A 26,033-nucleotide genomic window follows, 5' to 3' on the forward strand; every position below is an offset into this window, starting at 1 on the left:
ATGACCGACACGATGCAACGCTGGACAATGGATGCCCTGGGACGTGAACACCTGCAGCTGACCACCGAAGCGATCCCGCAGCCGGGGCCACACGAGATCAGAGTGAAAGTGAAGGCGGTCGCGCTCAACTACCGCGACAAACTGATGATTGAAAGCGGCATGGGGCTGACGCTGCCGCAGCCGTTCACCCCCGCCTCGGACATGGCCGGCGAGGTCGACGCCATCGGCCCCGGCGTCAGCCGTTTCCAACCCGGCGCCCGGGTGATCTCCACCTTCAGCCCCGGCTGGCTCGATGGCCGGCAAAAGCCGTACGGCGATGCGCGCCAGGTGCCTTACCACACCCTCGGCGGCTTCTATCCGGGCGTGCTGGCGGAATATGTGATTTTGCATGAAGACTGGCTGGTGGCGGCGCCGGCGTCGCTGGACGACGTGCAGGCCAGCACCCTGCCGTGCGCCGGGCTGACCGCCTGGTTCGCGCTGGTGGAGCAAGGCAAGCTGCATGCCGGCGAGACGGTGCTGGTGCAAGGCACCGGCGGGGTGGCGCTGTTTGCACTGCAGATCGCCAAAGCGCACGGCGCCGAGGTGTTCGTGACCTCCGGCAGCGATGAAAAGCTGGTGCGCGCCCGGGTGCTGGGCGCCAGTCACGGCATCAACCGGCTGAACGGTGATTGGGTCGAAGCGGTATATGCGCTGACGCAGGATCGCGGCATCGACCATGTGATCGACACCGTCGGTGGCCCGAATCTGGGCAATTCGGTGCGCGCGGTGGCGGTGGGCGGCCGCATCTCGGTGATCGGCGTGCTGGCGGGCGCCGAGATTTCCGCGCCTGCCGGCCTGCTGCTGCTGAAATCGGCGCAGATCCAGGGCATCGGCGTCGGCCATCGTCGCGCGCTGGAAGATCTGGTGCGCGCCGTGGACGCCGTCAACCTGCAGCCGGTGATCGACCAGGTCTACCGCTTCGATCAGCTGCCGCAGGCGTTGGATCACCTCGATCGCGGGCCGTTCGGTAAGATCGTCCTGACCCCGTAAACGCGGCTCAGCCCTCCAGCAGCAGCGGATTGGCGTCGCGCAGCCGGGCGACTTCATCGCTCGGCGTCATGCCGAACAGCCGCTTGAATTCACGGCTGAACTGCGACGCGCTCTCGTAACCGACGCGGATCGCCGCCGTGCTGGCCTTCAGGCCGTCATGCACCATCAGCAGGCGCGCCTTATGCAGCCGGTACGACTTCACGTACTGCAGCGGCGAGGTGTTGGTTACCGCCTTGAAGTTATGGTGAAACGCCGAGACGCTCATGTTGACCTCGCTGGCCAACTGCTCGACGTTGAGGTTATCGGCATACTGATGTTCGATACGCCGCAGTGCCTTGGCGATCTGGCTGAAGTGGGTATGGCGGTTGACCAACTCCTGCAGCGACGCGCCGCAGGTGCCGCGCAGCACGTAGTAGAGGATCTCGCGCACGATCTGCGGCCCCAGCACCCGGGCATCGAGCGGCTTGGCCATCACGTCCAGCAGGCGTTCGGTGGCACACAGCAACGCTTCCGTCAGCTCGGCCAGGTTCACCCCGTTGCTCTCCGCCCGCGGCTGCATCAGGTAGTCGTCGTCGCCGATGTCGATCAGCAAATCCTGCAGCATTTGGGTATCGATATTGACCGCCAACCCAACCAGCGGCAGTTCCGGGCTGGCGAAGGTTTCGCACTCGAACGGCAGCGGCACCGTCATCAGCAGGTAGTTGCGCGGATCGTACTGGAACACCTTGTTGCCGCAATAGCCGACCTTGTGCCCCTGAAAGATGATGACGATCCCCGGTTCGTACATCACCGGTTGACGTGGGCAGTGGCGATCGACATACAGGATCTTCACCCGCGGCACCGGTGACGGCGTGTAGCCGTTGCCGGTGGCGATAGCCATCGCCTGGCGCGCCATGCGGCTGCGCAGCGCATCGATTTCAGTCACGGAAACACCCTCTTACAGTCAGAACGATTCGGCATAAATCATAATTTAAAACTCGCCATTTCTACAGCAAGTTGTAGAAATAGGCAAGAACCAAACAGGAATGTGCATTGTGCGTTGCCGCCAGGTTCCTGACAATACGGGCCAGAAACCTTTGCGCCACGTTGGCGCCCGCCTGACAGAAAGAGAGAAATCATCCATGCAAAACTTCATTCTGCATACCCCAACCAAAATCCTGTTCGGCAAGGACCAAATTGCCGAAGTAGCCGGCCAGATCCCGGCGGACGCACGCATCCTGATCACCTACGGTGGCGGCAGCGTGAAGAAAAATGGCGTGCTTGACCAGGTGTATAGCGCGCTGGCCGGCCGCGATGTGCGGGAGTTCTCCGGCATCGAGCCGAACCCGACTTACGAAACGCTGATGAAAGCGGTCGAGGTGGTTAAGGCGGAAAACATCGATTTCCTGCTGGCGGTCGGCGGCGGTTCGGTGGTTGACGGCACCAAATTCATCGCCGCCGCGGCCCGTTATACCGCCAACGGCGACGCCTGGCATATCCTGCAGACCGTCGGCAGCCACATCGCCGACGCGGTGCCGATGGGTTGCGTGCTGACGCTGCCGGCCACCGGCTCCGAATCCAACAGCGGCGCGGTGATCACCCGTAAAAGCAGCGGCGACAAGCAGCACTTCTTCTCGCCGCTGGTGCAGCCGCGCTTCGCCGTGCTGGATCCGGTGGTGACCTACTCGCTGCCGCCACGCCAGATCGCCAATGGCGTGGTCGACGCCTTCGTACACACCCTGGAGCAGTATCTGACCTACCCGGTCGACGCCAAGGTGCAAGATCGCTTCGCCGAAGGCCTGCTGCTGACCCTGCTGGAGGACGGCCCACGCGCGCTGGCCGAACCGGAAAACTATGCGGTGCGCGCCAACGTGATGTGGAGCGCCACCATGGCGCTGAACGGCCTGATCGGCGCCGGGGTGCCGCAGGACTGGGCGACCCACATGCTGGGCCACGAGCTGACCGCCATGCACGATCTCGACCACGCGCAAACGCTGGCCATCGTACTGCCGGCGCTGCTGCACGAGAAGAAAGCGCAGAAGCGCGAAAAACTGCTGCAGTATGCTGACCGCGTTTGGGGCCTGCGCGAAGGCAGCGAAGACAGCCGTATCGACGGGGCCATCGCCGCCACTCGCGCCTTCTTCGAGCAGATGGGCGTACCGACCCGCATGGCGGATTATCAGCTCGACGGCAGCAGCATTCCGGCGCTGCTCGACAAGCTGCATCAGCACGGCATGACCGCCCTGGGCGAGCATCAGGACATTACCCTGGACGTCAGCCGCCGCATTTATGAAGCGGCGCGTTAATCGCAAAACGGCGATTTTTTGCTAGGCTTTAGTCTCCGTCAGCCATTTTTCACCGCATCCGGCGCCCGGCCGATCACCGAGCGCCGTCAGGCGCCTTAGTGCGCCGCCGATCGTTTCGCACCACCCGTCCGACCGCTCATTCGCAGGGAGAGCGGGGAGAAAGTCGCCCTCCCGCCACCGCTGAAATTAGGCTGGCAAACCCGGCAACCGCCCATTTTGCCAACTAGAATTTATCTATAGCCGTTTCGGTGCCGCAGGCGCCGCAATCCGTACACAAGGAGATGCGCATGACAACGCAACAACCCATCATCAAACTCCACGATGGTAATCTGATGCCGCAGTTGGGTCTCGGCGTTTGGCAGGCGAGTATTGAAGAGACCACCCGCGCGGTGAGCAAAGCGCTGGAGATCGGTTACCGCTCCATCGACACCGCCGCGATCTACAAGAACGAGGAAGGCGTCGGCGCCGCGCTGCAGTCCAGCTCGCTGCCGCGCAGCGAGCTGTTCATCACCACCAAGCTGTGGAACGACGATCAGGGCGATCCGCTGGCGGCGCTGGAAACCAGCCTAGAGAAGCTAAAACTGGACTATGTGGATCTGTACCTGATCCACTGGCCGCGCCCGCAGCAGGATCAATACGTCTCCGCCTGGCGCGAGCTGATCAAACTGCGCGAGCAAGGCCTGGTGAAAAGCATCGGCGTATGCAACTTCCATACGCCGCACCTGCAGCGCCTGCTGGATGAAACCAACGTGGCGCCGGTCGTCAACCAGATAGAGCTGCATCCGCTGCTGCAACAGCGCCAGCTGCGTGCCTGGAACGCCACGCACCACATCGCCACCGAATCCTGGAGCCCGCTGGCGCAGGGCGGTGAAGGGGTGTTCGACCAGCCGCTGATCAAGGCGCTGGCCGAGAAATACGAGAAAACCCCGGCGCAGATCGTGGTGCGCTGGCACCTGGACAGCGGCCTTATCGTGATCCCGAAATCGGTCACGCCGTCGCGCATCCGCGAAAACTTCGAGGTATTTGACTTCAAACTCGATAAGGACGAACTGGGCGAGATCGCCAAGCTGGACGTCGGCAACCGCCTCGGGCCGGATCCGGATACCCTGTAATTCCTCCCCAAGCCCTCTCCCGCCGGAGGGGGCTTTTCCTTCCCGCACATTGCTCCCTTGCGCCGCCTGACGTTATGATGACCACGCCGGAGGCCTCGCCCGCCGGTTAACGCCGTTAAAAAAACAGACAAGCACGGAGCACCATGAAATTCTCTTTCTCACACGGGTTAAGCCTGGGCATGCTTTGCGTCATGCTGGTGCTGGCGGGTTGCGCCGGCAAGAAACAGCGCGTCAGCTACGATCGCCACGCTTTCGACAGCGCCATTAAAGACGCCGCCAGCGAATACGGCGTGGACGCCAAGCTGATCACCGCCATGATCCAGGTGGAGTCCGGCTTCAACCCCGCTGCGGTGAGCAGGTCCAACGCTATCGGCCTGATGCAGCTGAAAGCCGATACCGCCGGCTGCGATGCCTATCGCTACAAAGGCAAACGCGGCTGCCCGGACGATGACGATCTGCTGGATCCCGACACCAATATCGATCTCGGCGCCGCCTACCTGGCCACCTTGCAAAAACAGCAGCTTAAAGGGATCGCGAATCCTGTTACACTGCGCTACGCCACCATCATCGCCTACGTCAACGGCACCGGCGCGCTGCTGCGCACCTTCTCCAACAACCGTCAGCAGGCCATCGCGATGATCAACAACCTGTCGCCGGAAGCCTTTAACTGGCACGTGCGCAAATACCACCCCGCTCCGCAGGCGCCGCGTCATTTAATGAAAGTGGAAGCCGCCTACGAGCAGCTGTGATGATCAAAAGTGAAAAGGAGAACCCGGGGGTTCTCCTTTTTGTTTGCGCATGCGGCGTGGCCGTTACGGCTTGGCTTTGCGAATCGGTTTGCGCGGCGGCCGGTTGGACGGCGTGCGCTGCCGATTGATATCGGTATGTTTGGTCAGCGCCGGCCGGGTATGGCGCTGCAGGCGTTTCGCTTCGCGCTGCTCGTCGATGCTCGGCGCCGGCACCAGACACTCGCGGCGGCTGCCGATCAGGTGCTTCAGCCCCATCTCTTCCAGCGCGGTGCGGATCAGCGCCCAGTTGGCCGGATCGTGGTAACGCAGCAGCGCCTTATGCAGGCGGCGCTGGCGATCGCCGCGCGGCACCACCACGTCTTCGCTCTTGTACCCCACCTTGCTCAGCGGGTTTTTGCCGCTGTAATACATGGTGGTGGAGTTGGCCATCGGCGAAGGATAGAAGTTCTGTACCTGATCGAGGCGGAAACGGTTCTTCTTCAGCCACAGTGCCAGGTTCACCATATCTTCATCGCGGGTGCCCGGGTGCGACGAGATGAAGTACGGGATCAGATACTGCTCTTTGCCCGCCTGCTTCGAATAGTGATCAAACAGCTGCTTGAAGCGATCGTAGCTGCCCATGCCCGGCTTCATCATCTTCGACAGCGGGCCTTCTTCGGTGTGTTCCGGCGCGATCTTCAGATAGCCGCCGACGTGGTGGGTCGCCAGCTCCTTGATATAGCGCGGATCTTCCACCGCCAGATCATAACGAACCCCGGAGGCGATCAGGATCTTCTTGATGCCCTCCAGCGAACGCGCGCGGCGATACAGTTTGATGGTCGGCTCGTGGTTGGTGTCCATGTAGGTGCAGATCTCCGGATACACGCACGAGGCGCGGCGGCAAGTCTGCTCGGCGCGCGGGTTGGTGCAGCGCAGCATATACATGTTGGCGGTCGGGCCGCCCAGATCGGAGATCACGCCGGTAAAGCCCGGCACCTTGTCGCGGATCTCTTCGATTTCGCGAACGATCGAATCTTCCGAACGGCTCTGGATGATGCGCCCTTCGTGCTCGGTGATCGAACAGAACGAACAGCCGCCGTAGCAACCGCGCATGATGTTCACCGAGAAACGGATCATGTCATAGGCCGGAATGCGATCCTGACCGTAGGACGGATGCGGCACGCGCTGATAAGGCAGCGCAAAGACGCTGTCCATTTCCGGCGTGGTCAGCGGGATCGCCGGCGGGTTGATCCACACGTAACGGTCACCGTGTTTCTGCATCAGCGCGCGGGCGCAGCCCGGGTTGGTTTCATGGTGCAAAATGCGCGAGGTGTGCGCATACAGCACCTTGTCGCCCTTCACTTTCTCGAAGGACGGCAGCAACACGTAGGTCTTCTCCCACGGCTTCGGCTTGGCGGCGCGCACGGTGACAGGCTTGGCTTCCGGCTCTTTCGGCTTGGCGCCGTCGGCGCACGGCAGATCGTCGCCGTACGGGTTCGGGATAGCTTCGATGCGGCCCGGCTTGTCGAGACGGGTGGAATCCACGCCGCTCCAGCCCGGCAGCGCTTCTTTACGCATCACCGCGGTATTACGAATATCGTGGATGTCGCCGATCTTCTCACCGGCGGCCAGGCGATGCGCCACTTCCACCAGCGGGCGTTCGCCGTTGCCGTAGATCAGCATGTCGGCTTTGGAATCCACCAGCACCGAGCGGCGCACGGTATCTGACCAGTAATCGTAGTGGGCGATGCGGCGCAGGCTGGCTTCGATGCCGCCCAGCACGATCGGCACGTCTTTGTAGGCTTCTTTACAACGCTGGCTGTAGACCAGGGTGGCGCGATCCGGGCGCTTGCCGCCGACGTTGCCGGCGGTGTAAGCATCGTCGTGGCGCAGTTTGCGATCGGCGGTATAACGGTTGATCATCGAGTCCATGTTGCCGGCGGTGATGCCGAAGAACAGGTTCGGTTTCCCCAACCGCATGAAATCTTCTTTGTTGCTCCAGTCCGGCTGCGCGATGATGCCGACGCGGAAGCCCTGCGCTTCCAGCATGCGGCCGATGATCGCCATGCCGAAGCTCGGGTGATCGACATAGGCGTCGCCGCTGATGATGATCACATCGCAGCTGTCCCAGCCCAGTTGATCCATCTCTGCTCGCGACATCGGTAAAAACGGCGCGGTGCCAAAACATTCCGCCCAATAAGGCTTATAGGAAAACAGTTCACGATCGGGTTGGATCAGGCTGGTGGTGCTCATTCTGCTGCTCTTTTTACAGGTTAATTAATCGCCGGGCGGCGATTATACGCACTAGCTGCAAAAAGAGCATGGTTATTTCGCTAACCGTTCACTTCGAATTCATAAACGTCGCTGCGGCACAAGATATCGCTGAACTCCAGCGCCTCACCCTGGGCGTTGCGGCTGGTTTGGGTGATGTGCAACAGCGGCGCGCCGCACGGCACGTTGAGCAGCTCGGCGACCTCGTCGCTGCAGGATACCGCCTTCAACAGAAAGTGTTTATCTTCGGGCACGATGCCGCGCGATTGCCATAACGCATACAGCGAATGCTCCAGCTGCCCCGGTTCGGGCAGGAAGCGCGGCGGAATATAGGTGGTTTCCAGCGAGACCGGGCTGCCGTTCAGCAAGCGCAAACGCCGCAGTTTGATCACCTCATCCCCCACCGCCAGCCCCAGCGCCGCCGCGGCCTTGGCCGGCGCGCCGACCCGGGTGCGCAGCAGCCATCGGTTGCTGACGCTGCTGCCGTGGCGCAGCGCCTGAGCGGTGAAACCGCTGTCCTTATCGAGGGAATAGCCGATGCGCATCGCCACGCGGGTGCCAACGCCCTGCTGCCGCGAAATCAGCCCCTTCTCCTCCAGCAGCTTCATCGCCTTGCTGACGGTGACGCGCGACAGCGCCAGGCCTTCCGCCATCTGCCGTTCGGGCGGCAAGAACGCCTCGGCCGCCAACACCTGCTGCCTGATTGCGGTTTCTATCGCCGTCGCCAGCTGAATATAACGCGGCGCTACCGCCCCCTGCGCCAGATGGCCACGCAGCCAGGCCATAAAATCCGTCATTCGCCCGCCCTCTTACCTATGCCATTTGTCTGGATTTCGTTTTTTATCCTATCGCCGCTCCGGCAATAAGCTCCTCACCTTAACTAAAATATCGCTAATGTTTTCAGAGTGGCATCACAATTTTTGCCTAATGGACTTTCATTGGATCTAGATCGCGCGTAATCTGTGCTTATTGATGTTGATACATCAATCGCACCAACACCAGGGACCCACTTTAAAAACAATAAAAAACCCGCTGCCAGCCCTAAAGGATGCCCTTGAAGGCCGGCAGCGGGCATATACTGCCAGCAAAACCGGCCGATAATAAGCAACGTAGCTAATGGATAGCTTGCTCACTGCTCATAGCCACATCACAGGATCCCATCGCGGTGGGCGAAACAGATCGATGTCGGCAAATAGAAACGTTCCCGCTTCGCCTAACCCCGCTGCAGATCCACTCTTTGACTACACTCATTGGCGCCGTGCGGCCGACGTGCCTCACTCGATAAGGCGGATACCGCCCTTACTTTGACAGACCCGGCGGGATCAGCCGCTACACACTGCGCGGAATTGGCGTCTTCACCGACAACGGAATAGCCGGCGTCAACCGCGCCAACGGAATCGATTTTCAGTCAACTGCGGCGGCCCTCGCGGCCCTGCGCAACAGGGATCATTTGCTATGACCGATATCAATCGCAATGAAGCATGGAAGGTAGAAAGCACCGGTATCGATCGGGTGCCGGACGCGGAACAGACCGGCAAGCCCATCGAGCTGTTTTGGATCTGGTCGGCGGCCAATATCGGCATTCTCGGCGTGGTGTACGGCGCCATTATCGTCGGCTTCGGCTTATCCTTCCTGCAATCGGTGCTCGCCGCGCTGGTCGGCGTCGCCAGCTTCGTGCTGGTCGGCCTCACCAGCTTCGCCGGCAAGCGCGGGCGCACCTCTACGCTGACGCTCTCGCGGGTGATTTTCGGCCTGAAGGGCAACGTGGCACCCACCCTGTTCAGTTGGATCAACCTGATGGGCTGGGAAGCGGTCAACGTGATCACCGGTACCCTGACGCTGGCGGCGCTGTTCGAGGCCTTCGGACTGGGAACCAGCCACCTGCTGACCGCGCTCAGCCTGCTGCTGTTCGGCGGGCTCACTGTCGTCGTCAGCCTGCTGGGGCAGAATACCGTGGTCTGGATGCAAAGTTGGTTCAGCCGCATCTTCGGCACCATGACGCTGATCGTGGTGCTCTATATCCTGTTCAACACCGAGTGGAGCCAGGTGCTGGCGCTGCCTTCCGGCAGTTGGTTGACCGGCTTCCTGCCTGCGGTATCGGTGATCGCCGCCGGCACCGGCATCAGTTGGGCGATCGCCGGCGCCGATTACAGCCGCTATCAAAGCCCGAGCTCATCGAGCAAAAGCATTTTCGCCGCGGTGATGGGCGGCGCCTGTTTGCCGCTGATGCTGCTGATGCTGGCCGGTATTCTGCTTTCCGTGCAGCTGCCCGATCTGGCCAGCGCCGCCAACCCCATCGCGCTGATAGGCTCGGTGCTGCCCGCCTGGATGGCGATCCCTTATCTGCTGGCCGCCACCGCCGGCATCGTCACCATCGCGGTGCTAAGCCTGTATTCCGCCAGCCTTAATCTGTTGACCATCGGCGTGCAGGTCAAACAGTGGCTGGCGGTGTCGTTCGACGCGGTGGTGGTGCTGGGCATCGCCCTGTATGTGCTGTTCATCTCCGGCGATTTCATGGGGCCGTTCATCTCCTTCCTGGTGTTCTGCGGCGTCTTCCTGGCGGCCTGGGAGGCGATTTTCCTACTCGATTACCTGTGCCTGCGCCGCCGCCACGGGTATGATGGCAACGCTTTGTACGGCCTGCATGGCCAGAACCGCGGCGTGCGCAAAGCCCCGCTGTTCTGCTGGTTCCTCGGCGCCCTGTGCGGCCTGCTGGTCACCAAAACCGGTTTTATCGACGGCCCGCTGGCCAAAGGCTTGTTCGCCGATTCCAGCCTGGGGCTGTTTGTGTCGTTCGCGGTGAGTCTGATCGCTTACGGTCTGTACCTGACCCAACGCAGAGAACATCAATGAGTGAGTGGGAAGCTGTAACACCTGTCCTGGTTATTGGGGGCGCGGTCGGCGATCTGGTGATGACGCTGCCGCGCCTGCCGACCAGCGGCGAAGATATCGAAGCCCAGCCGCAGGCGCGGCAAATCGGCGGCTGCGCGTTCAACGTGGCGCGCGCGCTGGTGCGCCTGGAAACGCCGGTGATTAACGGCATGCCGGTTGGCAACGGCGAATGGGGCGCTGCTGTCGAAGCCGCCATGGGCGAACTGGGGCTGGAGGTGCTGTTGCGCCACGGCCAGATGGACAACGGCTGGTGCCTGGCGCTGGTGGAGCCGAACGGTGAACGCACCTTCATCACGGTTTCCGGTTGCGAAAGCCAATGGAATAAAGCGCAGCTGGCGACGCTGCCGCTGACGGAACACACTCTGATCTACGCCAGCGGCTACGAGCTGGCGGGCGAAAGCGGCGAAGCGCTGCGCGAGTGGCTGACGCGCATGCCGTTCGATCAGCCGCGTCTGATCGATCCTGGCCCGCGCATCGCCCAGCTCAGCGAAGATTTCTTCACCATGCTCAGCGACAGCCACACTCTGCTGACGCTCAACCGCGACGAAGTGGCCGCGCTGTGCGGCGCCGGCGACGCCGTGGAGGCCGCGCAGCGCTATGCCGCTGCCCGTAACCTGACGCTGATCTGCCGTCTGGATCGCGATGGTGCGTGGATCTGCGACGGCCGCACGCCGCCGCTGCACGTTCCTGCTTATCCGGTAGACGTCGTCGACACCATCGGCGCGGGCGATGCCCACTGCGCCGGTTTGCTGGCGGGCCTGTCTGCCGGCTGGCCGCTGCCGCAGGCGGTCGATCTGGCCAACCGGGTCGCCGCTTGCGTGGTGGCCAGCCTCGGGGCCGCCAATCCGCCGGACCGGCCGCAGTTGCAACAGCGCTTCCCGCAGGCCTGACGTTTCAAGGCGCCGTCACGCGGCGCCTTCTGCCTTACTGCGCCGCCGCCGCGCTCTCCTGCGGCGGGTGGCGATAGTTGAAGCTCAACGCGAACACGATCCCCAGCACCAGCGTATACAGTGCAAACACCAGCCAGATGCTCTGCCAGTCTTTCACGCCATCATGGCTGAAGAAGTCCACCACCTCGCCGCTGGCAAGCGCCCCCAGATAGGCGCCCAAACCGTTCACCATAGTCATGAACAGCCCCTGCGCGCTGGCGCGGATACGGTGATCGGCCTCTTTCTCGACGAAGATGGCGCCGGAGATATTGAAGAAGTCGAAGGCGCAGCCGTAGACGATCATCGACAACAGCAGCAGAACGAAACCAAAGCCAACCGGCGTGCCATAGGCCAGGAACAGGAAGCGCAGCGTCCAGGCCGCCATGCTGATCAGCATCACCTGCTTGATGCCGTAACGGCGCAGGAAGAAGGGAATGGTGAGGATAAAGAACACTTCGGAGATCTGCGACAACGACAGCAGCACCGCCGGATACCGGACGCTGAGGCTGTCCTGATACAGCGGGTTGAGCGACAGATCGTGCAGGAACGGGTTGCCGAAGGTATTGGTTATCTGCAGCGCCGCGCCAAGCAACATGGCGAACAGGAAAAACAGCGCCATGCGCCGCTGGCGGAACAGCACCAGCGCATCCAGCCCCAGCACACTCACCCAGCTCTTCGACTCGGCCGCGCGGTTGGTCGGACAGCGTGGCAGCGTCAGCGAATAAGCGGACAGCAGCAGCGACGCCCCAGAAGCCAGGTACAGCTGCAGATTGCTGAGCTCGATTTGGCTGAAACCGACCAGCCACATCGCCAGAATGAACCCCACCGTGCCGTACACCCGCACCGGCGGAAAGTCCTTCACCGTGTCAAAGCCGTGCTTCTCGAGGCAAAAATAGGAAATGGCGTTGGAGAGCGCGATGGTCGGCATATAGACCATCGCGTTGAACAGCATCACCCAGAACATCAGCATCGGTTGCTCGACCTGCGCCGCGCAGTACAGCGCCAGCGCTCCGAACAGGTGGCAAAGCGCATACAGAGAGTTGGCCTTCATCCACCGATCGGCGATGATGCCCGCCAGCCCCGGCATGATCAGCGCAGCGATGCCTTTGGCGCTGTAAACCATCCCCACCTGCATACCGCTGAAATGCAGCGTGTTGATCATGTAGGAGCCCAGCGTCACCAACCAGGCGCCCCAGATAAAGAACTGCAGGAAAATCATGACTTTCAATCGTGTTTTTATCGCCATCGCCATCACCTTGTTATTATGCTTTCAACGATGATTGGTGCGGCAGGCCCCCTGCAGCCCGCCGCCGGTTTGCTTGCGCTATTACAGCGTTTTGAACAGCTCGCGGATCAGGCGCATGAAATCGTCCGCCGCCAGCGCCGCGCAGCTGAGCGTTTGTTCATGGGAGAGCGGCGTATCCGACAGCCCTTCGGCGTAGTTGGTCATCGCGGACACCACCAGCACCTTGAGGCCGCAGTGGCGCGCCGTCAGGACTTCCGGCACGATCGACATGCCCACCACGTCGCAGCCCAGGGTCTGCATCATGCGGATCTCCGCCGGCGTTTCGAAATTCGGCCCGGTGTAGGCGGCGAATACCCCTTCCGCCAGCGGGATGCCCGCGCTTTCGGCCACCGCCGCCAACTGGACGCGCAGATCGCGATCGTAGGCGTTCGCCAGGCTGAAGAAGCGCGGCCCGAAGCGCTCGTCGTTGGCGCCGACCAGCGGCGATTCCGGCATGAAGTTGATGTGATCGGTAATGGCCACCAGGCTGCCCGGCGCCACCGAGCGGCGCAGCGAACCGGCGGCGTTGGTCGCCAGCAGGAATTCGCAGCCAAGCAGTTTGAAGGTGCGCACCGCGGTGGTCATCACCTGCATGCCGCGCCCTTCATAGAAATGACCGCGCCCTTTCATGCACAATACCGGCACGCCTTCCAGCTTGCCGGCGACCAGTTGCCCGGCATGGCCGGCGACGCCGCTCACCGGGAAGCCCGGCAGCTCCGCGTAGTCGATGGTGACGGTTTCGGTCATCACCTCCGCCAGGGCGCCGAGCCCGGAGCCGAGAATCAAGGCCGCTTTCGGCTGGAAACCCGGCAGGCGTGCGCGGACAACATCGGCGCAGGTAAAAGCATCTTCTTGATTAAACATCGTATTCTCTCTTTCAGCAGGGGACAATAATCCCCATAGTAGAGAGCGAGGCGCGGCCGAGACCAATACATTCTTGGCGGCCGATTTATTCCATTTACCTATAAGTTGAGCTGCGTCACAAGGAGACAATACCCCGGATGAACCCGCCCCATGCCCTGCCCGATCCCGGCCGGATTAACTTCCGTCTGCTGCACTATTTCCGCGTGGTAGCGGAAGAGATGAACTTCACCCAGGCCGCTCGGCGGCTGAATATGTCACAGCCGCCGCTCAGCAAGCACATCAAGGAGCTGGAGAGCCAGCTCGGGGTGGTGCTGTTCAAACGTACCACCCGCTCCATGACGCTGACGCCGGCCGGCCGCACGCTGCTGCGCAACGTCGAGCGGCTGCTGGATCAGGCCGACAGCGCGCTGCATCAGGTGCAACAGATGGGGCGCGGCCAAGGCGGCCACATGGTGGTCGGCATGGTCGGCACGTCGGCCTGGGGCGGCCTGATCGCGGCGCTGCGGCGGTTCAGCGAGCAAAACGCCGGCGTCACCTGGTCGTTGAACGAGCTGACGCCCAGCCAGCAAATCGCCGCGCTGCAAAAGCGGCATATCGATATCGGGGTTTGGCGAGAGGCGCAGCAACAGACGCTGCCGGGGTTGACCTGCCAACGGTTGGCGTGCGAAAGCATCGCCGTGGTGCTGCCGATCGCTCATCCGCTGGCGCAGCAGGAAAACATCCCGCTGGCGGCGCTGCAGAACGATAGCTTCATCGTATTGCCGCCGCACGAGGCCAGCCTGGGGCTGTATCTGCACAATCTGTGTCTGCAGCAGGGATTTTTGCCGGACGTCGCTTATCAGGTCAACGAGCCGCAAACCCTACTGGCGCTGGTGGCGGAAGGCTGCGGCATTACGCTGCTGCCGGACAGCTACGGCCGCATCCCGTGGCCCGGCGTGCGCTTTTGCTCGCTGCAACAGGCGCCGTCGGCGGATCTGTACGCGGTTTACCGCGCCGACAGCGTGACGCCGGTGGTGCAGGCCTTCCTGGAGAGACTGCGGGCGCCGTAAGCGGCCCGCAGCGCAGATTACATCGTCGGCTGCACCATCAGCTGGCCGGCGGTGCCGCGATCGGCCATCTCCAGCGTCTGGCTGTAATACAGGAACGGGAAGTGTTCGGAGGTAGGTTGGTTGAAATACACCAGCAGCTCGACGTCGCCATCGACCCAGACGGTGTCCTTCCAGCCGCGATCTTCCGCCATCGGCTGCGCGCCGTTGACGCGTTTGATCAGGAACTGCACGCCCTGAATATGGAACGACTGCGGCGTATCCGCATGAATGTTCCAGCGTTCCCAGGTGCCTTGCTGCGACTGCACGTCGATGCGGTTCATGTCCCAAATCGCGCCGTTGATGCCGACGCCGCCGTCGCCCAGGCGGAAATCTCGGGTGCGGCTGGCACTGCCGTCCAACAGCTGATCCGCCAGCAGACGCATCGGCAGGTTGTCGGTCACCAGCGGCAGCAGGCCGGTCGGGCGCAGCGTCAGCACCTGGGTGGACACCAAAATGCTCGACGGCTCGAACAGGCCGCGCAGGCGATCCATGATGCCCGCCGCTTCACCGGCGGTGATGGTCACCTCCTCGCCCTTCGACATGTCGATCAGCACTTCCCGGCGTTCGCCCGGCGCCAGCGACAGCTGCTGCACCGCGACCGGCGCAGGCAGGAAGCCCTGATCGCTGGCGATCACGTTGAACGGTCGTCCGTCGCTGAGCTGCAAGGTATAGCGGCGCGCGTTGGAGGCGTTGAGCAGACGCAAACGCACCCAGCCGCGCGACACCTCGACATACGGGTTTTGCACACCGTTGACCAACAGCGTATCGCCGACGAAACCGCCCTGCGACGGCGCATCGTATTGCGGCGTGCCGAAGTTATCGAAGCGCTTGTCCTGAATGATCAGCGGGAAATCGTCGACACCATAGTGGTTGGGCAGCGGCAGCGCTTTGCTGACGGCATCCTCCACCAGCCACAGCCCGGCCAGCCCGTTGTATACGTGCGGCGCCATGCGGTTCGGCGTGTTGGCGTGATACCAACAGGTGGCCGCCGCCTGGCGAATAGGCAGCACCGGCGACCAGTCGACGTTGGGCGACATCATGCGCGGCGCGCCGCCCATCAATGTGCCCGGCACCTGCAGACCGCTGATGGTCATCGCCACCGGCTCCTGCAGGCGGTTGCTGTAGATCAGTTTGACGTCGTCACCGCTGTAAACCCGCACCGTCGGCCCCAAATACATGCCGTTGATGCCCCACACCGCCGCTTTGCGGTTATCCATAAACGCCCAGTGGGCGCGCTGCAGGGTCAGGAACAGCGGCTGACCGCGGCGCGACTCCAGCAGTGGAGGGATGGGTAATGGGGTCTGCGTTCCGCTCGCCTCTGCCCTCAGCGGCACGGCGCTCGCGCACAGCGCCAGGCCCGATGCCTGTAAAAACTGACGTCGACTGAGTGACATATTTTCTCCATGAAAAGCAATAACTAAACCGTGTGCAAAACCCAAACGCCCGCCAATCAAGATTAGCAGGCGCTCAGGCGTTAACGGCGCTGAACGCCAATTAAAAACGTATTCTTTGAAGCCGGTAGACTCTTATTTTTTGGCGGCGTTGCGCTGGGCGACTTCGGCGTCCAATTCGGCGATCTTCGCCTCCATCAGCTCGCGGCAATGGGCCGCCAGCTCGCGCACGTTTTCTTTGCCGTATTTGCTGGTATCCACCGGCGCCAACATCTCGACGATCACATGACCGTTATTCCAGCGATTAAGATTTATATTACCGCTGGTGGTCGATACGCAGATCGGCACAATCGGCACGCCGGCGGCGATGGCCGCGTGGAAGGCACCAGTTTTAAACGGCATCAGTCCGCGACCGCGGCTGCGGGTCCCTTCCGGGAACATCCAGATCGAAATGTCTTTCTTTTTGAACTGCTCCGCCACCTGGGCGATGGTGCCGTGCGCCTTGGCGCGATTATCACGATCTATCAGCAGATTACCGGTCAGCCAATACAGCGGGCCGAAAAACGGGATCCACACCAGACTTTTTTTACCGACGGTCACGGTGCGCGGCTGCACGATATTGGCGGCCGTCACCATGTCGTAGTTATTTTGGTGGTTGGCGATATAGATGCAGTTGCCGTTGTTGGCCGCATCGGCCGGCACGCGGGTTTCAACCTTGATGCCGAACAGCGTCGACAGGCGGCCGAAAAGATGGCCGAAGGTCGCCACATGGCGGGGATTGCGCGGGCTGAACAAGCAATAAACAGAACCGAAAATACACACCAGAATACAGAAAAGAGTGGCGAGAACGGCACGCAAAATCAATAACATAACAACCTCATTAGCACACTGCCAACGCAGTTTACTTCGCTGCGCAGATTCCTTTACTCATTATTTGCCGGCCAGGCGATAAGCACGCCGATGTCGCCTGCCTTTCTCGCTATTTTCCCGCCAGCCGGCAGTACGCACAATAATTTTATGCGCAGAAATGTTAACTATTTGGAAAATAAACGCCAGCAAAAATAAATAAGGCGGCCACAGCATGCTGCGACCGCCCGTTAACGCTAACGCCAACGCTTACTCTTCGCTGTCGCCGCCCAACGCCCGCACCGGCGCATCCACTTCGACGCGATCGATGCGCTGCAGGCCACGCGGCAGTTGGGTGCCCTTGCGACCGCGCTCCGCACGGAACTTCTGCAGATCCTCCGGCCGCAGCGTCAGCTTGCGTTTGCCGACGTGCAGCGTGACGGACGCCTGCGGCGGCAGCACGAACAGCCAGGCCAGCTTGTCTTCACCGGCCGCCGCCTGGGCTGCCGGAATCGAGACGATCTTGTTGCCTTTGCCCTTCGACAGCTGCGGCAGATCGGCAACCGGGAACATCAGCATGCGCCCGGCGGCGGTGATCGACAGCAGCATGTCGTCTGCGCCGTGGATCTCCATCGGCGGCAGCGCCCTGGCGTTATCCGGCAGCGTGATCATCACCTTGCCGGCGCGGTTGCGCGCTACCAAATCGTTGAACGTGCAAACGAAGCCGTAACCGGCATCGGACGCCATCAGCAGCTTCTGATCGTCGGCCGCCATCAGCACCTGCTCAATGGTGGCGCCCGGCGGCGGCGTCAGCTTGCCGGTCAGCGGCTCGCCCTGCCCGCGCGCCGAAGGCAGCGTCATCGGATCGAGCGCATAGCTGCGCCCGGTGGAGTCGATGAACACCACCGGTTGGTTGCTCTTGCCGCGCGCCGCGCCACGGAAGCTGTCGCCGGCCTTGTAGCTCAGGCCGGCCGGATCGATGTCGTGGCCCTTGGCGCTGCGCACCCAGCCCATTTCCGACAGCACGATGGTCACCGGCTCGGACGGCACGAAGTCGTGCTCGCTCATCGCTTTGGCTTCCGCGCGCTCGGTCAGCGGCGAACGGCGATCGTCGCCGTAGGTCTGCGCATCGGCCTGGATCTCTTTCTTAATCAGCGTGTTCAGCTTGCGTTCGGACGCCAGCAGCGCCTGCAGCTGATCGCGCTCTTTCGCCAGCTCATCCTGCTCACCGCGGATCTTGACCTCTTCCAGCTTGGCCAGGTGACGCAGTTTCAGCTCGAGGATCGCTTCCGCCTGGGTATCGGAGATGCCGAAACGCTCCATCAGCACCGGCTTCGGCTCATCCTCGCTGCGGATGATGTGGATCACCTCGTCGATATTGAGGAACGCCACCAGCAAACCTTCGAGGATATGCAGGCGTTTCAGCACTTTCTCGAGGCGATAGTTCAGGCGGCGGCGCACCGTGTCGCGACGATAGGCCAGCCATTCGGTGAGGATCTCCACCAGCCCTTTGACCTGCGGGCGGTTATCCAGACCGATCATATTCATGTTGATGCGGTAGCTGCGTTCCAGATCGGTGGTGGCAAACAGGTGGTTCATCACCTGTTCCAGATCGATGCGGTTGGAGCGCGGCACGATCACCAGACGCGTCGGGTTTTCGTGGTCGGATTCATCGCGCAGATCTTCGACCATCGGCAGCTTCTTGGCGCGCATCTGGCTGGCGATCTGCTCCAGTACTTTGGCGCCAGACACCTGATGCGGCAAGGCGGTGATCACCGCGCTGCCGTCTTCTTTCTTCCACACGGCGCGCATGCGCACCGAGCCGCGGCCGCTCTGGTAAATTTTGCGGATTTCGTCGCGCGGGGTAATGATCTCGGCTTCGGTCGGGAAGTCCGGCCCCTGCACGAATTCGAGCAGGTCATCGAGCGAGGCGCCCGGCTTGTCGAGCAGCGCCACCGCAGCGGCGGCGACTTCGCGCACGTTGTGCGGCGGAATGTCGGTCGCCATGCCGACGGCGATGCCGGTGGTGCCGTTCAGCAGGATGTTCGGCAGACGCGCCGGCAACATCTTCGGCTCTTGCAGCGTGCCGTCAAAGTTCGGGATCCAGTCGACGGTGCCTTGCCCCAGCTCGGCCAGCAGCACTTCGGCGTATTTGGAGAGGCGCGATTCGGTATAACGCATCGCCGCAAACGACTTGGGATCGTCCGGCGCCCCCCAGTTCCCCTGGCCGTCCACCAGCGGATAGCGGTACGAGAACGGCTGCGCCATCAGCACCATGGCCTCATAACACGCGCTGTCGCCGTGCGGGTGGTATTTACCCAGCACGTCGCCCACGGTACGGGCGGATTTCTTGAATTTGGCGCTGTTATTCAGCCCCAGCTCAGACATGGCGTAGATGATGCGGCGTTGTACCGGCTTCAAACCGTCGCCAATGTACGGCAACGCCCGATCCATGATGACGTACATGGAATAGTTCAAATAGGCGTTTTCAGTGAATGTGTGCAGCGGTAAACGCTCTACACCGTCATGAGTCAGATCACTCATTACTCAATTATCCTCAGACCGTGGCTTGGCAATCCCTGGACGACAATAAGGCATCGCTTGTCGATTCTGCCCGCGATAGTAACCCATCTGCGGGGTGGCTGTCACAGTTGGCGCAAGGATCGCCGGCCGAAGGCGCTGTCGCTGGGGCGTTTAGGCAAAACTCCACCGTTATTGTTGATTAAGAATCAAGACTGTTGTGCCTGCCATCACGTTTTTACTTGCCTGGCCAACGATTACACTCTCGTTCAGCAAGCTGTTTTTGCGCACCGCAGCGGAAAACGGCATCTATCTTAACTCTGACGGGAGCCGCAAAAGATGAGCAATATCCTGATTATCAACGCTAAAAAGCAATTCGGCCATTCCAACGGCGAACTCAACCAAACCCTGAGCGACGTGGCGGAAAGCTTCCTGCGCGATCTGCAGCACGATGTGCAGGTCACGGTGGTCGACGACGGCTATGACATCGAAGCCGAAGTACAGAAATACCTGTGGGCCGATGCGGTCATCTATCAGATGCCGGGTTGGTGGATGGGCGAACCCTGGATCCTGAAAAAATACATCGACGAAGTGTTCACCGCCGGCCACGGCAGCCTGTACGCCAGCGATGGCCGTACCCGCTCCGACGCCGGCAAGAAGTACGGCTCCGGCGGCCTGATTCAGGGCAAAAAATACCTGCTGAGCCTGACCTGGAACGCCCCGCTCGAGGCCTTCACCGATCCGAACCAGTTCTTCCACGGCGTCGGCGTCGACGGCGTCTACCTGCACTTCCACAAGGCCAACCAGTTCCTGGGGATGGAAGCCTTGCCGACCTTTATCTGCAATGACGTGATAAAACAACCGGATATCGAAACGGACATCGCACGTTATCGCGAGCATCTGGCGGAAATTTTTGCTTAACTGGCAGCGAACGGCTTAACCAACGAGGTAATGATGATCACCGTAATCGCAGAAATCAAAGTCAAACCCGGCCACCGCGCCACCGTGTTACAAGCCATTGAAAAGCTGGTGCCGCTGGTGCTGGCAGAAGAAGGCTGCGGCGAATACACGCCGATGATAGACAGCCACACGCAGGCCCCCTGGCAGAAACTGTCGCCGGATTCGGTGTTTATGCTGGAAAAATGGCAAAGCCAGGCGCATCTGGAAAAGCACCTGCAGATAGACCATATGCTCAAGCACCGCGAAACCATCAAGGACTACGTGCTGGGTACCGAGATCTACGTGCTGGAAAACGCGCTGTAATCCCTTCAGAGGCCCTCTGCGGCCTCTGGCGGTTCTCCCTCAAGGCGGGCGCTGACGTAGTCGAGAAAACAGGTGAGGCGCGCCGCCAGCTGGGCGTCGTGGTAATACACCGCGTTGATCGGCTGACGCACGTCCAGCGTCTCCCGCACCAGCAGCGGTACCAGCCTGCCCGCTTCCCGATCGCGTCGGGTCATGAAATCCGCCAGTTGGACAATGCCCGCCCCGCGCAACGCCAACTCACGCAGCGTCTCCCCGCTGGAGGCCGAGATCGTCGGTTCGATGGCAAAATGCCGCGCCTGCCGGTGACGCAGCGGCCACTGGTTCAGCGACTCCGGGTAGGTGAATCCCAACAGGCAATGGCGGTGCAGATCTTCCACGCCGCGCGGTTCGCCATGCCGTTGCAGGTAATCCGGGCTGGCGAGGATGCGCAACCGGCTATGCCCCAGCAGGCGCGCATGGAGCGTGGAGTCGCGCAGCGCGCCGATGCGGATCGCGATATCGGCGCGTTTCTCCAACAGGTCGATATTGCGATCGTCGGTGTCCAGCTCCAGCTCAATCTGCGGATAACGGCGGCGGAACTCCGCCACCATCGGCACCAGCACGTGCGCCATAAAAGGGGCGGCGGCGTTGACCCGCAGCCGGCCGGCGGGCAGCTGGCGCCGTAGCGCCATCAGCGCTTCGGCCTGATCCACCGAGCGCAGGATTTCGCGCGCAGGCACCAGGAAGCTCTGCCCTTCTTCGGTCAGGCTCAGGCGACGCGTGGTGCGGCGCAAGAGCGTAGCGTCGAGTTTCGTTTCCAGGCGGCTGAGTGCGCGGCTGACGCCGGAGGTGGTTTGGCCGAGCCGATCGGCGGCGGCGGTGACCGAACCGCTGTCGACCACCGCCGTGAACGCCAGCAGCTCTTCGAGGGTGATCTTCACACGGTTCGCCCCAGGTTGACGGGCGCCGCATGCAACGCCCTGCGGGAAAGCAGGCCCGGCGTTTCACCGGGCCAGGGTCAAGCTCAGACCGCCAGTTCGGCCATGTCGCCCTTGTCTTGCAGCCAGTTGCGGCGATCTTCCGAACGCTTCTTGGCCAACAGCATGTCCATCACCGCCAGCGTCTGATCGACGTCATCCTCTGCCACCGTCAGTTGCACCAGACGGCGAGTGTTCGGATCGAGGGTGGTTTCGCGCAGCTGCAGCGGGTTCATCTCGCCCAGCCCTTTAAAGCGCTGCACGTTCGGCTTGCCCTTCTTGCGCTTCAGCTGTTCCAGCACGCCGGCTTTCTCTTCTTCATCCAGCGCGTAGAACACCTCTTTACCGAGATCGATACGGTACAGCGGCGGCATGGCGACATAGACGTGGCCGCCTTTCACAAGCGAACGGAAGTGGCGCACGAACAGCGCGCACAGCAGCGTGGCGATGTGCAGGCCGTCGGAGTCCGCATCCGCCAGGATGCAGATTTTACCGTAGCGCAGCTGGCTGAGATCTTCGCTGTCCGGATCAATGCCGATCGCCACGGAAATGTCGTGCACTTCCTGCGAGGCCAGCACTTCGTCCGAGGAAACTTCCCAGGTATTCAGGATCTTGCCCTTCAGCGGCATGATCGCCTGATATTCGCGATCGCGCGCCTGTTTGGCCGATCCGCCCGCCGAGTCCCCTTCCACCAGGAACAGTTCGGTCATGGCCAGATCCTGCGAGGTGCAGTCCGCCAGCTTGCCCGGCAGCGCCGGCCCGCTGGTCAGCTTCTTGCGCACCACTTTCTTGGCGGCGCGCAGGCGGCGCTGGGCGCTGGAGATCGCCAGCTCGGCCAGCTGTTCCGCCGCCTGAACGTTCTGGTTCAGCCACAGGCTGAAGGCGTCTTTCACCACGCCGGAAACGAAGGCCGCGCACTGGCGCGAGGAGAGACGCTCTTTGGTCTGCCCGGCGAACTGAGGATCCTGCATCTTCACCGACAGCACGTAGGCGCAGCGATCCCAGATATCCTCCGCCGACAGCTTCACGCCGCGCGGCAGAATATTGCGGAATTCGCAGAACTCGCGCATCGCGTCCAGCAGCCCCTGACGCAGGCCGTTGACGTGGGTACCGCCCTGCATGGTCGGGATCAGGTTGACGTAGCTTTCGGTCAGCAGTTCACCGCCTTCCGGCAGCCACAGCAGCGCCCAGTCCACCGCTTCGGTATCACCGGCGAAATTGCCGACGAACGGCGCTTCCGGCAGGGTAATCAGGCCGTTGACCGCTTCCATCAGATAGTCGGTCAGGCCGTCCTGATAGCACCAGCGCTGTTCGGTGTTGTTCACCTTGTCGATGAAATAGATCTCGACGCCAGGGCACAGCACCGCTTTGGCTTTCAGCAGGTGAGTCAGGCGCGATACCGAGAAACGCGGGCTGTCGAAGAACTGTTCGTCCGGCCAGAAGTGCACGCTGGTGCCGGTGTTGCGTTTGCCGCAGGTGCCGGTCACCGTCAGATCTTGCACCTTGTCGCCGTTTTCGAAGGCGATGCCGTAGACGTTACCGTCGCGGCGCACGTTGACTTCCACCCGCTTCGACAGGGCGTTGACCACCGAGATCCCAACGCCGTGCAGGCCGCCGGAGAACTGGTAGTTTTTATTCGAGAATTTACCGCCGGCGTGCAGCCGGCACAGGATCAACTCAACCGCCGGCACGCCCTCTTCCGGGTGGATGTCCACCGGCATGCCGCGGCCGTCGTCGATCACTTCCAGCGACTGATCGGCGTGCAGAATCACGTCGATACGCTTGGCGTGACCGGCCAACGCTTCGTCGACGCTGTTATCGATCACCTCTTGGCCGAGGTGGTTTGGGCGCGTCGTGTCGGTATACATGCCGGGACGACGGCGCACTGGTTCTAGACCGCTGAGTACTTCAATGGCATCAGCGTTATAGCTGGATTGAGTCATCGTTGATTATTTTTTCGTGGTTAAAGGGAGGTGCCGGAACGGTCCGTCAGACCGCGTTTAGCCCTAAAAAATCCACAATCTGGGGGAAGTAGTGCTCGAAACCGACGAAGGCGTGGTTTCCACCCGACTCCACCGTTTGCCGACACGCGGTGTAATACGCCACTGCCTGGCCGTAATCGAGAATTTCATCGCCCGTTTGCTGCAGCAGCCAGATTAAATCCGGCGACTCCAAGGGATCGATCTGCATCACTTTCAGATCGTAAACGTGCCGAGACTCTAACACATATTGCTGGCCGGTGTAGGGGTTCTCGTTGGCGCCGAGATAGTCCACCAGCAGCTCAAACGGCTTGACCGCCGGGTTGACCACCACCGCCGGCAGGGAAAAACACTGCGACAACCAGGTGGCGTAATAGCCGCCCAGCGATGAGCCGACCAGCCCGAGCGTTTGGCCGGCGCGCTCCAACACCATATTTTCCAGCATCTCGGCGGCCTCCGCCGGAAAGGCCGGCAGCTGCGGCACCAGCATCTCGATGTCGGGATGGTGCTCGGCCAGCCAGGCCTTGAAGGCCACCGCCTTGGCCGACTGCGGCGAACTATTGAAACCGTGCAGGTAGAGCAGTGTCGAAGGCATCAGTATCCATCCGAGTCCATATCGGGGCGGAAATCGTCGTTTTCCAGGCGGAACACCTGCGTCTCGACGCGGCCGTCCGGCAGCAGATCGAGGTAGCGCCAGCCGGGGGAGACGTCGTCGATGGTGAAGTTCGTGCAGTGCGGCTTGAATTGCACGCAGGTGGACGGCGTCGCCAACAGGCGCCGGCCCTGCCATTCCAGATCCAGATCCTGGTGAATGTGCCCGCACACCACGGTATTCACTTTCGGATAACGCAGCAGGATCGCGCCCAGCATATGCGGGTTGCGCAGGCTGTGCTGATCGAGCCAGGTGCAACCGGACGGCAGCGGATGATGGTGCAGCAGCAACAGCGTATAGCGCTCGGGGTGAGCCTGCAGGCAGCGCTCCATCCACTCGAGCTGGTATTCGCTCAATTCGCCGTGCGGTACGCCGAACACCTGGCTGTCCAACATCAGCACCTGCCAGCTGTCGCCCAGCAGCACCTGTTTGGAAGGCGCAATGCCGGCGGCGGCCAACGCGTCGACCATCGCCGGTTGAAAATCATGGTTGCCCGGCAGCCACACGCAGGGTGCCGGCAGTTGCGCGATGCCGGCGGCGAAGTGGCGGTACGCCTCTTGCGAATGATCCTGCGCCAAATCTCCCGTGGCGACGATCAAATCGACGTCGCGGCGCTGCGCCTGGATGGCGTCCAGCACCGCGTGATAGCTGCGATAGGTATTGATGCCGAGCAGCGTCTCGTGTTCGCCGGCAAAAAGGTGGGTATCTGTTATTTGTAGAATCCTGACCGCAGCCCCACTCGCCACGGGCAGTTTAAACAGGCTTTCCAAATGGTGTCCTTTGTTATTTCAGTCTGTCTAACAAACCGGAACCGCCATCGCTCCATGCGCCAAACAGTAGCGCAGCCAATCAGCAAGAAACTGGTTAATTTGATGCTTTTCGTCGCGTTGATGCAACTTTTTATTAGGATAATCATAACGCGCTTTAAAGCGGTAGATCTGCTGACTGGAACACACTTCCGCAACCATGGCGTCATGGTACAACCGCACCGTCATCGCGGGCAGGCTCCAGTAGCTGACCGCCGGAAAGATCTGCTCGATCTCCACCAGCGACGTGTAACGCGTGGACTCAACGATGGTCAGACGATAGCCGGCGCCGTTCACCTGATAAGTCACCGTTTCGCCCGCTTCGTCGTTGCGCGGCAGCAAGCGGCGCAATTGCGCGAAGTTGGTTTCGCACAATCTCATCATTTCGGGGAAATCAGGGGTATAGCGCTGTTTCATTAGTTGGCCCACTCTTTTCTCAACGATTCATGGTGCAACGCCAGCCATTGCAATGCAATCACTGATGCGGCGTTATCGATCGCGCCCTCCTCCACCCAGCGGTAAGCCTGCTCGCGGCTGACCACGTGGACGCGGATATCTTCATGTTCTTCCGCCAGGCCGTGAATGCCCTCGGCGGTGCCGGCGTCCACTTCGCCGACCATGATCGACAAACGTTCGCTGGTGCCGCCGGGGCTGGCCAGGTAGCTCAGCACCGGTTTGCAGCGCCCGACCACCACGCCGGCCTCTTCCTGCGCTTCGCGGCGGCACACGTCCTCGACGCTTTCGCCGGTTTCGATCATACCCGCCACCATTTCGAGCAGCCAGGGCGAATTACTGGTATCGACCGCGGCGATGCGCAGTTGTTCAATCAGCACAACCTCGTCGCGCACCGGATCGTAGGGCAGCAGCACCGCCGCATGGCCGCGTTCGAAAATTTCACGCGTGATTTCAGGGCTCATTTCGCCATTGAACAACCGATGGCGAAACCGGTATAAATTGAGTGAAAAAAAACCACGGTACAGCGTCTCGCGTGCAATAATTTCTACATCTTTTTTATCGAAAGTAACGGGCGATGGCTGCGAACGGTTCATGCGCGAATTCTCCTGCTTGAGTATGCCGATAAAATAAACGGTTTTGATGACAGAAACAGCGGGACTCTCCGCCGCGGCTTTATGTTAG

At 61.4% G+C, this 26,033-nt stretch carries 23 protein-coding genes; 9 read left to right on the plus strand and 14 right to left on the minus strand.

Annotation, left to right across the window (positions count from 1 at the left end; genetic code table 11):
* The gene (locus C9411_RS10875) at nt 1-1,029 is read left to right on the plus strand and encodes an NAD(P)-dependent alcohol dehydrogenase (RefSeq protein WP_107227049.1); all 1,029 of its coding nucleotides are present in this window, start codon (nt 1-3) and stop codon (nt 1,027-1,029) included.
* Nucleotides 1,030-1,036: 7 nt separating this feature from the next.
* Here the strand turns inward: C9411_RS10875 and C9411_RS10880 are convergent, their stop codons facing one another.
* Entirely contained in the window at nt 1,037-1,924 is an 888-nt protein-coding gene (locus C9411_RS10880; RefSeq protein ID WP_369919428.1) for an AraC family transcriptional regulator N-terminal domain-containing protein, read from the minus strand.
* A 226-nt stretch (nt 1,925-2,150) separates the two neighbouring features.
* Here C9411_RS10880 and yqhD point away from each other — a divergent pair, with 226 nt between their 5' ends.
* The 3 genes from yqhD to C9411_RS10895 all read left to right on the plus strand — a co-directional run bounded on the left by yqhD (nt 2,151) and on the right by C9411_RS10895 (nt 5,175).
* Nucleotides 2,151-3,314: an alcohol dehydrogenase gene (yqhD, locus tag C9411_RS10885; RefSeq protein WP_063988680.1), complete on the plus strand. Its 1,164-nt coding sequence runs from the start codon at nt 2,151-2,153 to the stop codon at nt 3,312-3,314.
* 287 nt (nt 3,315-3,601) lie between these two features.
* Nucleotides 3,602-4,426: a 2,5-didehydrogluconate reductase DkgA gene (gene dkgA / locus C9411_RS10890; protein WP_060457211.1), complete on the plus strand. Its 825-nt coding sequence runs from the start codon at nt 3,602-3,604 to the stop codon at nt 4,424-4,426.
* 143 nt (nt 4,427-4,569) lie between these two features.
* Nucleotides 4,570-5,175, plus strand: a complete 606-nt coding sequence (locus C9411_RS10895) for a transglycosylase SLT domain-containing protein (RefSeq protein WP_107227050.1) — start codon at nt 4,570-4,572, stop codon at nt 5,173-5,175.
* A 63-nt stretch (nt 5,176-5,238) separates the two neighbouring features.
* On the opposite strand, the gene C9411_RS10900 is transcribed toward C9411_RS10895, so the two are convergent.
* Together C9411_RS10900 and C9411_RS10905 are read right to left on the minus strand one after the other, a co-directional pair.
* Complete coding sequence (locus tag C9411_RS10900) at nt 5,239-7,407, minus strand: YgiQ family radical SAM protein (RefSeq protein ID WP_060424780.1); 2,169 nt, start codon at nt 7,405-7,407, stop codon at nt 5,239-5,241.
* 80 nt (nt 7,408-7,487) lie between these two features.
* Nucleotides 7,488-8,222: a GntR family transcriptional regulator gene (locus tag C9411_RS10905; protein ID WP_107227051.1), complete on the minus strand. Its 735-nt coding sequence runs from the start codon at nt 8,220-8,222 to the stop codon at nt 7,488-7,490.
* Between the two features lie 658 nt (nt 8,223-8,880).
* On the opposite strand from C9411_RS10905, the gene C9411_RS10910 reads away from it, so the two are divergent.
* Entirely contained in the window at nt 8,881-10,278 is a 1,398-nt protein-coding gene (locus C9411_RS10910; RefSeq protein ID WP_063988678.1) for a cytosine permease, read from the plus strand.
* Nucleotides 10,275-11,207, plus strand: coding sequence for a PfkB family carbohydrate kinase (locus C9411_RS10915; protein WP_107227052.1), 933 nt, complete (start codon nt 10,275-10,277; stop codon nt 11,205-11,207). The genes C9411_RS10910 and C9411_RS10915 overlap by 4 nt, the downstream gene beginning before the upstream one ends.
* A gap of 34 nt (nt 11,208-11,241) precedes the next feature.
* Here the strand turns inward: C9411_RS10915 and C9411_RS10920 are convergent, their stop codons facing one another.
* Nucleotides 11,242-12,492, minus strand: a complete 1,251-nt coding sequence (locus C9411_RS10920) for a nucleoside permease (protein ID WP_107227133.1) — start codon at nt 12,490-12,492, stop codon at nt 11,242-11,244.
* Between the two features lie 81 nt (nt 12,493-12,573).
* Complete coding sequence (gene xapA, locus C9411_RS10925) at nt 12,574-13,395, minus strand: xanthosine phosphorylase (protein WP_063988675.1); 822 nt, start codon at nt 13,393-13,395, stop codon at nt 12,574-12,576.
* Nucleotides 13,396-13,532: 137 nt separating this feature from the next.
* On the opposite strand from xapA, the gene C9411_RS10930 reads away from it, so the two are divergent.
* Complete coding sequence (locus C9411_RS10930) at nt 13,533-14,444, plus strand: LysR family transcriptional regulator (protein ID WP_107227053.1); 912 nt, start codon at nt 13,533-13,535, stop codon at nt 14,442-14,444.
* A 17-nt stretch (nt 14,445-14,461) separates the two neighbouring features.
* Here C9411_RS10930 and ftsP read toward each other — a convergent pair whose 3' ends face one another.
* From ftsP to parC, 3 genes are all read right to left on the minus strand, one after another.
* Nucleotides 14,462-15,877 (minus strand): cell division protein FtsP, encoded by a 1,416-nt coding sequence (gene ftsP / locus C9411_RS10935; RefSeq protein ID WP_107227054.1) that lies wholly within the window; start codon nt 15,875-15,877, stop codon nt 14,462-14,464.
* A 132-nt stretch (nt 15,878-16,009) separates the two neighbouring features.
* Complete coding sequence (locus C9411_RS10940; protein WP_063988672.1) at nt 16,010-16,744, minus strand: 1-acylglycerol-3-phosphate O-acyltransferase; 735 nt, start codon at nt 16,742-16,744, stop codon at nt 16,010-16,012.
* A 246-nt stretch (nt 16,745-16,990) separates the two neighbouring features.
* A complete protein-coding gene (gene parC, locus C9411_RS10945) occupies nt 16,991-19,264 on the minus strand; it encodes a DNA topoisomerase IV subunit A (protein ID WP_107227055.1) in 2,274 nt (757 codons plus the stop codon).
* A gap of 315 nt (nt 19,265-19,579) precedes the next feature.
* On the opposite strand from parC, the gene C9411_RS10950 reads away from it, so the two are divergent.
* Nucleotides 19,580-20,161 (plus strand): NAD(P)H-dependent oxidoreductase, encoded by a 582-nt coding sequence (locus C9411_RS10950; RefSeq protein ID WP_038879461.1) that lies wholly within the window; start codon nt 19,580-19,582, stop codon nt 20,159-20,161.
* A gap of 33 nt (nt 20,162-20,194) precedes the next feature.
* A complete protein-coding gene (locus C9411_RS10955) occupies nt 20,195-20,503 on the plus strand; it encodes a putative quinol monooxygenase (protein WP_063988757.1) in 309 nt (102 codons plus the stop codon).
* 5 nt (nt 20,504-20,508) lie between these two features.
* On the opposite strand, the gene C9411_RS10960 is transcribed toward C9411_RS10955, so the two are convergent.
* From C9411_RS10960 to nudF, 6 genes are all read right to left on the minus strand, one after another.
* Complete coding sequence (locus tag C9411_RS10960) at nt 20,509-21,423, minus strand: LysR substrate-binding domain-containing protein (protein ID WP_107227056.1); 915 nt, start codon at nt 21,421-21,423, stop codon at nt 20,509-20,511.
* 83 nt (nt 21,424-21,506) lie between these two features.
* Entirely contained in the window at nt 21,507-23,402 is a 1,896-nt protein-coding gene (gene parE / locus C9411_RS10965) for a DNA topoisomerase IV subunit B (RefSeq protein WP_025304305.1), read from the minus strand.
* A 46-nt stretch (nt 23,403-23,448) separates the two neighbouring features.
* Entirely contained in the window at nt 23,449-24,033 is a 585-nt protein-coding gene (yqiA, locus tag C9411_RS10970) for an esterase YqiA (protein ID WP_025304306.1), read from the minus strand.
* A complete protein-coding gene (gene cpdA / locus C9411_RS10975; protein WP_033636061.1) occupies nt 24,033-24,860 on the minus strand; it encodes a 3',5'-cyclic-AMP phosphodiesterase in 828 nt (275 codons plus the stop codon). Before cpdA ends, yqiA begins: the two co-directional genes overlap by 1 nt.
* 27 nt (nt 24,861-24,887) lie before the next feature.
* Nucleotides 24,888-25,313, minus strand: a complete 426-nt coding sequence (locus C9411_RS10980; protein ID WP_004937244.1) for a DUF1249 family protein — start codon at nt 25,311-25,313, stop codon at nt 24,888-24,890.
* Nucleotides 25,313-25,945 (minus strand): ADP-ribose diphosphatase, encoded by a 633-nt coding sequence (nudF, locus tag C9411_RS10985; RefSeq protein ID WP_004937242.1) that lies wholly within the window; start codon nt 25,943-25,945, stop codon nt 25,313-25,315. Before nudF ends, C9411_RS10980 begins: the two co-directional genes overlap by 1 nt.
* Nucleotides 25,946-26,033 lie beyond the last annotated feature (88 nt).

Source organism: Serratia sp. Nf2 (assembly GCF_003028435.1).
GTDB lineage: Bacteria > Pseudomonadota > Gammaproteobacteria > Enterobacterales > Enterobacteriaceae > Serratia > Serratia marcescens_L.

Bases quoted from the DNA above. Each gene is read 5' to 3' on its own strand.
- C9411_RS10915 (WP_107227052.1), top strand. From the start codon at position 10,275: ATGAGTGAGTGGGAAGCTGTAACACCTGTCCTGGTTATTGGGGGCGCG.
- C9411_RS10880 (WP_369919428.1), bottom strand. From the start codon at position 1,924: ATGGCGCGCCAGGCGATGGCTATCGCCACCGGCAACGGCTACACGCCG.
- parE (WP_025304305.1), bottom strand. From the start codon at position 23,402: ATGACTCAATCCAGCTATAACGCTGATGCCATTGAAGTACTCAGCGGT.
- dkgA (WP_060457211.1), top strand. From the start codon at position 3,602: ATGACAACGCAACAACCCATCATCAAACTCCACGATGGTAATCTGATG.
- C9411_RS10875 (WP_107227049.1), top strand. From the start codon at position 1: ATGACCGACACGATGCAACGCTGGACAATGGATGCCCTGGGACGTGAA.
- C9411_RS10940 (WP_063988672.1), bottom strand. From the start codon at position 16,744: ATGTTATTGATTTTGCGTGCCGTTCTCGCCACTCTTTTCTGTATTCTG.
- nudF (WP_004937242.1), bottom strand. From the start codon at position 25,945: ATGAACCGTTCGCAGCCATCGCCCGTTACTTTCGATAAAAAAGATGTA.
- parC (WP_107227055.1), bottom strand. From the start codon at position 19,264: ATGAGTGATCTGACTCATGACGGTGTAGAGCGTTTACCGCTGCACACA.
- C9411_RS10955 (WP_063988757.1), top strand. From the start codon at position 20,195: ATGATCACCGTAATCGCAGAAATCAAAGTCAAACCCGGCCACCGCGCC.
- C9411_RS10905 (WP_107227051.1), bottom strand. From the start codon at position 8,222: ATGACGGATTTTATGGCCTGGCTGCGTGGCCATCTGGCGCAGGGGGCG.
- yqhD (WP_063988680.1), top strand. From the start codon at position 2,151: ATGCAAAACTTCATTCTGCATACCCCAACCAAAATCCTGTTCGGCAAG.
- ftsP (WP_107227054.1), bottom strand. From the start codon at position 15,877: ATGTCACTCAGTCGACGTCAGTTTTTACAGGCATCGGGCCTGGCGCTG.
- C9411_RS10950 (WP_038879461.1), top strand. From the start codon at position 19,580: ATGAGCAATATCCTGATTATCAACGCTAAAAAGCAATTCGGCCATTCC.
- xapA (WP_063988675.1), bottom strand. From the start codon at position 13,395: ATGTTTAATCAAGAAGATGCTTTTACCTGCGCCGATGTTGTCCGCGCA.
- C9411_RS10980 (WP_004937244.1), bottom strand. From the start codon at position 25,313: ATGAAACAGCGCTATACCCCTGATTTCCCCGAAATGATGAGATTGTGC.
- C9411_RS10920 (WP_107227133.1), bottom strand. From the start codon at position 12,492: ATGGCGATAAAAACACGATTGAAAGTCATGATTTTCCTGCAGTTCTTT.
- yqiA (WP_025304306.1), bottom strand. From the start codon at position 24,033: ATGCCTTCGACACTGCTCTACCTGCACGGTTTCAATAGTTCGCCGCAG.
- C9411_RS10910 (WP_063988678.1), top strand. From the start codon at position 8,881: ATGACCGATATCAATCGCAATGAAGCATGGAAGGTAGAAAGCACCGGT.
- C9411_RS10895 (WP_107227050.1), top strand. From the start codon at position 4,570: ATGAAATTCTCTTTCTCACACGGGTTAAGCCTGGGCATGCTTTGCGTC.
- C9411_RS10900 (WP_060424780.1), bottom strand. From the start codon at position 7,407: ATGAGCACCACCAGCCTGATCCAACCCGATCGTGAACTGTTTTCCTAT.
- C9411_RS10930 (WP_107227053.1), top strand. From the start codon at position 13,533: ATGAACCCGCCCCATGCCCTGCCCGATCCCGGCCGGATTAACTTCCGT.